Raw genomic sequence first — 9637 nt, forward strand, 5'->3', positions numbered from 1 at the left:
GTACTGGGCCGGGTGTGGTTATAATCGACCACTTTATGAGCAAGAAGCGCGTTATGCAGCTGGTTCTAGGCCTTCACAATCTGCGGCCCCAGCATCGGGGCTGTGTCGCCACTATTGGCAACTTTGACGGTGTACACCGTGGTCACCAGGCTATCCTGGGCCGGCTGCGTGAGCGTGCACTGGAGTTGGGCGTGCCCAGCTGCGTGGTGATTTTCGAGCCGCAGCCGCGCGAATTCTTCGCCCCGGATACGGCTCCTGCACGTCTGGCCCGGTTGCGCGACAAGCTGCAACTGCTGGCAGACGCCGGAGTCGACCGGGTGCTGTGCCTGGCGTTCAATCAACGTCTGTGCAAGCTCAGCGCCGCCGAATTCGTCGATACCATTCTGGTCGACGGCCTGGGCGTGCAGCATCTGGAGGTCGGTGACGACTTCCGTTTTGGCTGCGATCGCGTCGGCGATTTTGACTTTTTGCAGCAGGCTGGCCAGATGCAGGGTTTCACCGTCGAGGCGGCGCAAACGGTTGAGCTTGATGGCGTACGCATCAGCAGCACCAAGGTGCGTGATGCTCTGGCCAGTGCCGACTTCTCCCTGGCAGAGCGTTTGCTGGGGCGCCCTTTTCAAATCGCTGGCCGGGTATTGCACGGGCAAAAACTGGCGCGCCAGTTGGGCACGCCGACCGCCAATATCCAGCTCAAGCGTCGTCGTGTGCCGTTGACCGGGGTGTACCTGGCCAGCGTCGAGATCGACGGTAAAACCTGGCCCGGCGTCGCCAATATCGGCGTGCGGCCAACCGTAGCAGGGGATGGCAGCGCCCATCTTGAAGTACATCTGTTGGATTTCGCCGGCGATCTGTATGGTCGGCGTTTGAACGTGGCATTCCACCACAAGCTGCGTGATGAGCAGCGTTTCGCCTCCCTGGAGGCGCTCAAGACGGCGATCAATGCGGACGTCGCCGCCGCCCGAGCCTTTTGGCTGGGTCAACCGCTTAAAAAGAGCCTGAAATGACCGACTACAAAGCCACGCTAAACCTCCCGGACACCGCCTTCCCAATGAAGGCCGGCCTGCCACAGCGCGAACCGCAAATTTTGCAGCGCTGGGACAGCATTGGCCTGTACGGGAAGTTGCGCGAGATTGGCAAGGATCGTCCGAAGTTCGTACTTCACGACGGTCCTCCGTACGCCAACGGCACTATCCATATCGGTCATGCGCTGAACAAGATTCTGAAAGACATGATCATCCGCTCCAAGACCCTGTCGGGTTTTGACGCGCCGTATGTGCCGGGCTGGGATTGCCATGGTTTGCCGATTGAACACAAGGTCGAAGTGACCCACGGTAAAAACCTGAGCGCGGATAAAACCCGCGAGCTGTGCCGTGCCTACGCCACCGAGCAGATCGAGGGGCAGAAATCCGAGTTCATCCGTCTGGGTGTGCTGGGTGATTTCGCCAACCCGTACAAAACCATGGACTTCAAAAACGAAGCCGGTGAAATCCGTGCTTTGGCTGAGATCGTCAAGGGCGGTTTTGTGTTCAAGGGCCTCAAGCCGGTGAACTGGTGCTTCGATTGCGGTTCGGCCCTGGCTGAAGCTGAAGTTGAATACCAGGACAAGAAGTCTGCGGCCATCGACGTTGCCTTCCCGGTTGCCGACGAAGCCAGGCTGGCAGAGGCCTTTGGTCTGGCGGCACTGAGCAAACCTGCTTCGATCGTGATCTGGACCACCACCCCGTGGACCATTCCGGCCAACCAGGCGCTTAACGTACACCCGGAATTCACCTACGCGCTGGTCGACGTGGGCGACAAGTTGCTGGTACTGGCTGAAGAACTGGTCGAATCGAGTCTGGCGCGTTACAACCTGCAGGGTTCGGTCATCGCGACCACCACTGGCTCAGCGCTTGAACTGATCAACTTCCGTCACCCGTTCTATGACCGTCTGTCGCCTGTTTATCTGGCCGACTACGTTGAGCTGGGTGCTGGCACTGGTGTGGTTCACTCGGCTCCAGCCTACGGCGTAGACGACTTCGTGACCTGCAAAGCCTATGGCATGGTCAACGACGACATCATCAACCCGGTGCAAAGCAATGGCGTTTACGTGCCGTCGCTGGAGTTCTTCGGTGGCCAGTTCATCTGGAAGGCCAACCAGAACATCATCGACAAGCTGATCGAAGTCGGTTCGTTGATGTTCACCGAGACCATCAGCCACAGCTATATGCACTGCTGGCGCCACAAGACGCCGCTGATCTACCGTGCCACCGCCCAGTGGTTTATCGGTATGGACAAGCAGCCGACTGATGGCGATACCTTGCGCACCCGTGCGCTGCAAGCGATCGAAGACACCCAGTTCGTTCCGGCCTGGGGTCAGGCGCGCCTGCACTCGATGATCGCCAACCGCCCGGACTGGTGCATCTCGCGTCAACGCAACTGGGGCGTGCCGATCCCGTTTTTCCTGAACAAGGAAAGCGGCGAGCTGCACCCGCGCACCGTCGAAATGATGGAAGAAGTGGCCAAGCGCGTTGAAGTCGAAGGCATCGAGGCGTGGTTCAAGCTGGATGCTGCCGAGCTGCTGGGCGACGAAGCGCCGCTGTACGACAAGATCAGCGATACCCTGGATGTATGGTTCGATTCGGGCACCACGCACTGGCATGTTCTGCGCGGTTCGCACCCGATGGGTCACGAGACCGGCCCGCGTGCCGACCTCTACCTTGAAGGCTCCGACCAGCACCGTGGCTGGTTCCACTCGTCGTTGCTGACCGGTTGCGCCATCGACAACCACGCGCCGTACCGCGAGCTGCTGACCCACGGTTTTACCGTGGACGAAGCGGGCCGCAAGATGTCCAAGTCGCTGGGCAACGTGATTGCACCGCAAAAGGTCAACGACACCCTGGGCGCCGACATCATGCGTCTGTGGGTTGCCTCGACCGACTACTCGGGCGAAATCGCGGTTTCCGACCAGATCCTGCAGCGCAGTGCGGACGCCTACCGACGTATCCGCAATACCGCACGCTTCCTGCTGTCGAACCTGACCGGTTTCAATCCAGCCACCGACATCCTGCCTGCCGAAGAAATGCTGGCACTGGACCGCTGGGCGGTGGATCGTGCGTTGCTGCTGCAACGTGAGCTGGAGCTGCATTACGGCGAATACCGTTTCTGGAACGTGTACTCCAAGGTGCACAACTTCTGCGTTCAGGAGCTGGGCGGTTTCTATCTCGACATCATCAAGGACCGCCAGTACACCACCGGCGCCAACAGCAAGGCTCGCCGTTCGTGCCAGACCGCGCTGTTCCACATCTCTGAAGCGCTGGTGCGCTGGATCGCTCCGATCCTGGCGTTCACCGCTGATGAGTTGTGGCAGTACCTGCCGGGCGAGCGCAACGAATCGGTGATGCTCAACACCTGGTACGAAGGCCTGACTGAACTGCCGGAAGGCACCGAACTGGATCGCGCCTACTGGGAGCGAATCATGGCGGTCAAGGTTGCGGTCAACAAGGAAATGGAAAACTTGCGCGCAGCCAAGGCCATTGGCGGTAACTTGCAAGCAGAAGTGACCTTGTTCGCCGAAGATCAGCTGGCTGCTGATTTGTCCAAGTTGAGCAACGAGCTGCGTTTCGTGTTGATCACCTCCACTGCCAGCGTTGCGCCTTTTGCGCAGGCTCCAGCAGATGCCGTGGTTACCGAAGTGGCTGGCCTCAAGCTCAAGGTGGTCAAGTCGGCCCATGCCAAGTGCGCCCGTTGCTGGCACTGCCGTGAAGACGTCGGCGTTAACCCCGAGCACCCTGAAATCTGCGGTCGTTGTGTAGACAATATCAGCGGCGCTGGTGAGGTACGTCACTATGCCTAATACCAGCACTACCGGGCGCTTCGGGCGCCTGGGCTGGCTCTGGTTGACTGTGCTGGTCCTGGTCATTGACCTGACCAGCAAGGTCTACTTCGACAATTCGCTGCAGATGTACCAGCAGATTGTGGTGATTCCCGACCTGTTCAGCTGGACCCTGGCTTACAACACCGGTGCGGCCTTCAGCTTCCTGGCGGACAGTGCCGGCTGGCAGCGCTGGCTGTTTGCCCTGATCGCGGTCGTGGTCAGTGCCGTGCTGGTGGTCTGGCTCAAGCGTCTGGGGCGCAATGACACCTGGTTGGCCATTGCCCTTGCCCTGATTCTGGGCGGCGCACTGGGTAACCTGTATGACCGTATTGTCTACGGTCATGTGGTCGATTTCATTCTGGTGCATTGGCAAAATCGCTGGTACTTCCCTGCGTTCAACTTCGCCGACAGTGCGATTTGCGTAGGTGCCGTGATGCTGGCACTGGATATGTTCAAAAGTAAAAAGCCCGAGGAACCCGCTCATGACTGAGCAGCGTATTGGTCAGAACACGCAGGTCACTCTGCATTTTGCTTTGCGTCTGGAAAATGGCGACACCGTTGACAGCACCTTCGACAAATCCCCGGCCACTTTCAAGGTGGGTGATGGCAGCTTGCTGCCAGGGTTTGAAGCGGCGTTGTTCGGTTTCAAGGCGGGTGACAAGCGCACACTGGAGATTCTTCCGGAAAACGCCTTTGGCCAGCCTAACCCGCAAAACGTGCAGATCATTCCGCGTTCGCAGTTCAAGGACATGGAGTTGTCGCAAGGTTTGCTGGTGATCTTCAATGATGCGGCCAACACCGAGCTTCCGGGTGTGGTCAAAGAGTTCGATGACGAGCAAGTCACCATTGATTTCAACCATCCGCTGGCAGGTAAAACCCTGACCTTCGACGTGGAAATCAAAGACGTTCAAGCGCTGTAATCCAGTGCCCGGCTGCGGCCGGGCCTGATTGGCATTATTTTTCTGCGCGTCCCACGAGGCCCAGCATGCATATCAAACTCGCCAACCCCCGTGGCTTCTGCGCCGGGGTGGACCGTGCGATTGAAATCGTCAATCGTGCTCTGGAAGTTTTCGGTCCGCCTATCTATGTTCGCCACGAAGTGGTGCACAACAAATTTGTCGTTGAAGACCTGCGTTCCCGTGGCGCTATTTTCGTCGAAGAGCTGGATCAGGTGCCGGACGACGTCATTGTGATATTCAGTGCCCACGGCGTTTCCCAGGCCGTGCGTACAGAGGCTGCCGGGCGTGGTCTCAAGGTGTTCGACGCGACCTGCCCGCTGGTGACAAAGGTGCATATTGAGGTCGCGCGCTATAGCCGTGATGGCCGTGAGTGCATTTTGATTGGTCATGCCGGTCATCCGGAAGTCGAAGGCACCATGGGCCAGTACGACGCCAGTAATGGTGGCGCGATCTACCTGGTCGAAGATGAAAAGGATGTTGCGAACCTGCAGGTCAAAGACCCGGAAAAACTGGCCTTTGTAACCCAGACAACCTTGTCGATGGACGACACCAGTCGTGTGATCGACGCCCTGCGTTCGCGCTTCCCGGCCATTGGCGGACCGCGCAAGGACGATATCTGCTATGCCACGCAAAACCGTCAGGATGCGGTCAAGCAACTGGCTGATGAGTGCGATGTGGTGTTGGTGGTGGGCAGCCCGAACAGCTCCAACTCCAATCGCCTGCGCGAACTGGCGGAGCGCATGCAGACCCCCGCCTACCTGATCGACGGTGCTGAAGACCTGCAAAAAAGCTGGTTCGACGGCGTAAACAGCATCGGTATCACCGCCGGTGCATCGGCCCCAGAGGTACTGGTACGTGGCGTGATTCAACAGCTGCATGCCTGGGGCGCAACCGGTGCCGACGAGCTGGCCGGCCGTGAAGAGAATGTTACGTTCTCCATGCCCAAAGAGTTGCGCGTTCGCGCCATTACCTAAGCGTGCCTGCATAAGGCCTGTGCAGTTTTATCGCTGCGCAGGCTGATGCGCCCGCTCTTGGCCAGCACCACTTGATAGTGGCTCTGTGCAGTCCTTGCCTGACAAACATGCAGTGTCCCGGCTTGAAAGGCGCCTCCAATCAGTTGTGGCTCGCCCAGCGGGTTGAAGCGCACATACCGTTTAACCGGTGTATTGCCCGCAATGGGTATGCGCCCACTGCCCTGTGACTCGACCAGCACCGGGTTGCCCTTGTCCAGATGGCCTTGGCCGCTCAAGTCCAGAATCGTCCTCCAGCCTCGGCTCCAATCTTCTTCGTACGGATAAACCACCACAAATTGTTGGCGTAGCAGTGCTTGTGCGCGTGCATTGCGCAGGCTGCTGGCCAGTTGTTCGGCAGTGATCTGACGCTGATGATGCTCGACAAGGGCGCTATAGGCCGGGCTGGCAAAACGGGCCGTAAGCGCCACGATCGTCAGCGTCAGTAGCAGCTGGATCAGACTCATGCCACGTTGATGCATAGCGTCCTCCCTGGACGGTTCAAGTGTGTTTTCTCTGTATAGCGAACTCTGGCATTACAGGCTCACGGCAATGGTTTCATCATGTTTTCTGACCGTTAACAGCTTACGAAGTCAGGCGAAAAATCCGGCTGGTTTGCTTGGCTTCGTCCTGCCGTGCAGAGCAGCGGGGGAGGCTAGGCTTTTGTCTGGGCGGCACAGGGCGTGCCGTCGAACCCTCTGACATGGACGATTCGGATGCCTCGATTAGTTAAAAGTCGACAAGACGGGATGAGCTTGATCGAAGTGCTTATCGCGCTGTTGATTCTGTTTATCAGCCTGTTGGGCTCTGCTGCTATGCAACTCAATGCCTTGAAACATACGGCAAGCGCGCTGATAAGCACCCAGGACAGTTTTATTGCCTACAGCAGGCTGGATCAGATGCGCGCGGAGGTTGTCCACCCCTTGTCGAGCGGTCATGCCGGGGCCGGGTCATCATGAGCAATCCCCGTTCAGGTTTTGGCCTGATCGAGCTGATGGTGGCTCTGGCGCTGGGAATGCTGGTAGTGCTGGGCATGACGCAGATTTTCTCAAGCAGCCGCGAGGCTTACTTAAGCCAGCGGTCGTCGGCAAGGCTGCAGGAGGATGCGCGTTATGTGCTGAGTAAACTGGCTCGGGAGATTCGCATGGCGGGCATGTTTGGCTGCCTGTCAGTCGATCGTATTGTTGATGCGCCCTCTGTTTTTAAAACACCGGTCTCCTGGCAGAGGGGGGTGTTGCGCATGATCAGTTCGGACGTGGCGCTTCAGGCTGCCAAGCCTGACTGGACTGTGGTCTCGGACTGCACAAGTTTCGCCCGGGCACATCCCGGGGCAAGGTCGTTTTTGGCTCCCGGTGAAACGGCATTTCCCGTGCGTGAATTGTTTTACCATCATGAGCACGGGCAGTTAAAGATCGGGCCCAATAAAGCGGTGCTGCTCGATAATGTGGCTGCCTTTGACGTGAGTTTTGGCGTGGCCGGTACGGCAGGTTCGCACTCCGTGCTGCGTTATGAGAGTCGTCTGGTCAATGGTTCCAGCCTGCGCAGCATACGTATCGGCCTGACATTGCGAGACCGCGCCGGGCGGGTCAAGGACCAGATCTATCAGTTGGAAGTCGCTTTGCGTAACCGGCTGGCTTAGGGCGCGCATCATGCCTTTGCCATTGATTTGTCAGCGCGGCATGGCACTGCTGGTCAGCCTGGTTTTCATGCTGTTGCTGAGCCTGATCGGGATGGCTGCAATGGTCAGTGCGACCCTTCAGGAAAAAATGTCTGCAGGCGTTCAACATGCCAACCACTCATTTCAGGCCGCAGAAGCGGCGCTTGGCAGTGGGGAGGCCTGGCTTCAGATCCAAGGGGGCAGGGTATTGCCTTGCACTTCGCCAGCAAGCTGTAACCCGCCCCCAGAGGCGCGTACTCAGGCTGTGCCAGGCATCGATCCGGCCTCCGGGGTACGTTGGGTAAGCGTTGCGAACGGGCTGTATGGCGTTCAGAACCTTGGGCCAAGCATTACGCCAGCCCATTTGCCAGTGACCACCACTACCCGTTTGTATCGAGTTACCGGTATTGGCTGGCACGGGCAGTCGCGCACGGTACTGGAGAGTATTTTTGCGCGTTATCAAGGGCCGGATAACGCTTCGCAAGAGCGTGTTGCCAGGGGTTTTCACCGGGTCATGTGGCGACAGCTGCAATAGGACGCACGAAATGTACAGGTATGCAGCAGGTTTTACCCTGATCGAACTGATGATCGTCGTGGTGATCACCGGTATCCTTGGCGCATTCGTTTATCCGTTGTACGGCGATTATGTAAAGCGGGCTTACCGCTCTCAAGTCGTTGTCCTGTTGACGGAGCAAGCCCAAAGTCTTGAGCGCTTTTACACAAAGAACGCGGTATATAGCGGTATGAAAGACCTTAGTTCAGGCAATCAGCACTACGACATCAGTGCCGATCTCGTCGACCAAGGCTACTGGCTGAAGGCGACGCCCAAACAAGGTTCGGCAATGGCGGGGGATTCGTGCGGGAGCTTTACGCTGGCTCACACCGGTATGGCAACGATAACCCAGGCCGCCCCTGGCCTGACACTGCAGCAGTGTTGGGGGCGCTAACGATTGATTTTGAATGACGGGCTGGATTAACAGATGGCTAGGCAGCAACGGGTGGTGATTGTCGGGGGCGGTGTCATAGGCCTGCTGACTGCGTTTAATCTGGCGGCTGATGTAGAGCAGGTGATTGTGCTGGAGCGTGGCGGGGCGGGCCAGGAGTCCTCCTGGGCCGGCGGCGGTATTGTTTCGCCGCTTTATCCGTGGCGCTATAACTGTGCTGTAACGGCCCTGGCGCACTGGTCTCAGGACTTTTATCCGCAATTGGCCGAGCGTCTGTTTGCTTCGACGGGTATTGATCCTGAAGTACACACCACCGGGCTGTACTGGCTGGACCTGGACGATGAGGCTCAGGCGCTGGAGTGGGCCGGGCGCGAAGGGCGACCTCTGGGGGCGGTCGATATGTCGGCAGTCCATGATGCCGTGCCCGTGCTGGGCGGTGGTTATGCACACGCAATTTATATGGCTAATGTGGCCAATGTGCGGAATCCGCGGTTGGTGAAATCGCTGAAGGCTGCACTGCAGGCGATGCCGAATGTCACTGTGCATGAGCAGTGCGAGGTGCTCGGTTTTGTTCGCGAAGGCGAAAGAGTTTGCGGGGTCAATACGGCCCGGGGTGAGATCCGCGGCGATGAGGTGGTGTTGTCGGCGGGGGCCTGGAGCGGTGAGTTGTTGAGCGGGCTGGGGCTGGAGTTGCCTGTGGAGCCGGTCAAGGGGCAGATGATCCTGTACAAATGCGCATCTGACTTTTTGTCGTGCATGGTGCTGGCAAAAGGGCGTTATGCCATTCCCCGCCGCGACGGTCATATCCTGATCGGTAGCACGCTGGAGCATGAAGGCTTTGATAAAACCCCGACCCTTACGGCCCTTGAGAGCCTCAAGGCCTCGGCAGTCGAATTGATCCCGGCCCTGGCCGATGCTGAAGTGGTGGGGCACTGGGCTGGGCTGCGGCCAGGTTCGCCCGAGGGCATTCCGTATATTGGGCGGGTGTCAGGTTTTGATGGTCTGTGGCTCAACTGCGGGCACTATCGCAACGGGCTGGTATTGGCACCGGCGTCCTGCCAATTATTCGCGGACTTGCTGCTGGGGCGTGAGCCGATTATCGACCCGACGCCTTATGCGCCAGAGGGGCGGATTTAAGCGGCTACAAACACAGAGGGATTTCTGTCGATACTCTGTTGTAGATCAAGCCCTATTGCTGTCTCTTATACACATCT

General features: G+C 58.4%; 11 protein-coding genes. 10 read left to right on the forward strand and 1 reads right to left on the reverse strand.

All coding sequences use genetic code 11. From position 1 onward, the window contains the following. Positions 1 to 53: 53 nt before the first annotated feature. The 5 genes from ribF (at position 54) to ispH (ending at position 5786) form a co-directional block, all read left to right on the forward strand. Positions 54 to 1004, forward strand: a complete 951-nt coding sequence (ribF, locus tag QN377_RS09650) for a bifunctional riboflavin kinase/FAD synthetase (RefSeq protein ID WP_094999347.1) — start codon at positions 54 to 56, stop codon at positions 1002 to 1004. Further along, positions 1001 to 3832, forward strand: coding sequence for an isoleucine--tRNA ligase (gene ileS, locus QN377_RS09655; protein ID WP_095018377.1), 2832 nt, complete (start codon positions 1001 to 1003; stop codon positions 3830 to 3832). The genes ribF and ileS overlap by 4 nt, the downstream gene beginning before the upstream one ends. Beyond that, entirely contained in the window at positions 3825 to 4343 is a 519-nt protein-coding gene (lspA, locus tag QN377_RS09660) for a signal peptidase II (RefSeq protein WP_094999345.1), read from the forward strand. The genes ileS and lspA overlap by 8 nt, the downstream gene beginning before the upstream one ends. Further along, positions 4336 to 4773 (forward strand): FKBP-type peptidyl-prolyl cis-trans isomerase, encoded by a 438-nt coding sequence (gene fkpB / locus QN377_RS09665; protein ID WP_086795845.1) that lies wholly within the window; start codon positions 4336 to 4338, stop codon positions 4771 to 4773. The genes lspA and fkpB overlap by 8 nt, the downstream gene beginning before the upstream one ends. Before the next feature lie 65 nt (positions 4774 to 4838). Next, positions 4839 to 5786, forward strand: a complete 948-nt coding sequence (ispH, locus tag QN377_RS09670) for a 4-hydroxy-3-methylbut-2-enyl diphosphate reductase (protein ID WP_094999344.1) — start codon at positions 4839 to 4841, stop codon at positions 5784 to 5786. Here the strand turns inward: ispH and QN377_RS09675 are convergent. Continuing rightward, the gene (locus QN377_RS09675) at positions 5783 to 6304 is read right to left on the reverse strand and encodes a GspH/FimT family pseudopilin (RefSeq protein WP_240043139.1); all 522 of its coding nucleotides are present in this window, start codon (positions 6302 to 6304) and stop codon (positions 5783 to 5785) included. The two genes, ispH and QN377_RS09675, sit on opposite strands and share 4 nt — an antisense overlap. Before the next feature lie 234 nt (positions 6305 to 6538). Between QN377_RS09675 and pilV the strand changes: the two genes are divergently transcribed. The 5 genes from pilV to thiO are packed head-to-tail and all read left to right on the forward strand — an operon-like array spanning position 6539 to position 9560. Then, positions 6539 to 6781 carry a type IV pilus modification protein PilV gene (gene pilV / locus QN377_RS09680; RefSeq protein WP_095018376.1) on the forward strand — a complete coding sequence of 81 codons (243 nt, stop codon included), beginning with the start codon at positions 6539 to 6541 and terminating at the stop codon, positions 6779 to 6781. Continuing rightward, positions 6778 to 7461, forward strand: a complete 684-nt coding sequence (locus QN377_RS09685; RefSeq protein ID WP_095018375.1) for a PilW family protein — start codon at positions 6778 to 6780, stop codon at positions 7459 to 7461. Before pilV ends, QN377_RS09685 begins: the two co-directional genes overlap by 4 nt. A 10-nt stretch (positions 7462 to 7471) precedes the next feature. Beyond that, positions 7472 to 8014 (forward strand): pilus assembly PilX family protein, encoded by a 543-nt coding sequence (locus QN377_RS09690; RefSeq protein WP_095018374.1) that lies wholly within the window; start codon positions 7472 to 7474, stop codon positions 8012 to 8014. A 10-nt stretch (positions 8015 to 8024) separates the two neighbouring features. Beyond that, positions 8025 to 8426: a type IV pilin protein gene (locus tag QN377_RS09695; protein WP_322213609.1), complete on the forward strand. Its 402-nt coding sequence runs from the start codon at positions 8025 to 8027 to the stop codon at positions 8424 to 8426. 33 nt (positions 8427 to 8459) lie between these two features. Beyond that, a complete protein-coding gene (gene thiO, locus QN377_RS09700; protein ID WP_095018372.1) occupies positions 8460 to 9560 on the forward strand; it encodes a glycine oxidase ThiO in 1101 nt (366 codons plus the stop codon). Positions 9561 to 9637: the final 77 nt, after the last annotated feature.

Source organism: Pseudomonas sp. CCC4.1, from assembly GCF_035019225.1.
GTDB classification, from domain to species: Bacteria; Pseudomonadota; Gammaproteobacteria; order Pseudomonadales; family Pseudomonadaceae; genus Aquipseudomonas; species Aquipseudomonas bubulae.

What these genes read in the sequence shown, in the direction of transcription:
- ribF (WP_094999347.1), top strand. Translation starts at nt 54, where the DNA reads ATGCAGCTGGTTCTAGGCCTTCACAATCTGCGGCCCCAGCATCGGGGC.
- ileS (WP_095018377.1), top strand. Translation starts at nt 1,001, where the DNA reads ATGACCGACTACAAAGCCACGCTAAACCTCCCGGACACCGCCTTCCCA.
- lspA (WP_094999345.1), top strand. Translation starts at nt 3,825, where the DNA reads ATGCCTAATACCAGCACTACCGGGCGCTTCGGGCGCCTGGGCTGGCTC.
- fkpB (WP_086795845.1), top strand. Translation starts at nt 4,336, where the DNA reads ATGACTGAGCAGCGTATTGGTCAGAACACGCAGGTCACTCTGCATTTT.
- ispH (WP_094999344.1), top strand. Translation starts at nt 4,839, where the DNA reads ATGCATATCAAACTCGCCAACCCCCGTGGCTTCTGCGCCGGGGTGGAC.
- QN377_RS09675 (WP_240043139.1), bottom strand. Translation starts at nt 6,304, where the DNA reads ATGCATCAACGTGGCATGAGTCTGATCCAGCTGCTACTGACGCTGACG.
- pilV (WP_095018376.1), top strand. Translation starts at nt 6,539, where the DNA reads ATGCCTCGATTAGTTAAAAGTCGACAAGACGGGATGAGCTTGATCGAA.
- QN377_RS09685 (WP_095018375.1), top strand. Translation starts at nt 6,778, where the DNA reads ATGAGCAATCCCCGTTCAGGTTTTGGCCTGATCGAGCTGATGGTGGCT.
- QN377_RS09690 (WP_095018374.1), top strand. Translation starts at nt 7,472, where the DNA reads ATGCCTTTGCCATTGATTTGTCAGCGCGGCATGGCACTGCTGGTCAGC.
- QN377_RS09695 (WP_322213609.1), top strand. Translation starts at nt 8,025, where the DNA reads ATGTACAGGTATGCAGCAGGTTTTACCCTGATCGAACTGATGATCGTC.
- thiO (WP_095018372.1), top strand. Translation starts at nt 8,460, where the DNA reads ATGGCTAGGCAGCAACGGGTGGTGATTGTCGGGGGCGGTGTCATAGGC.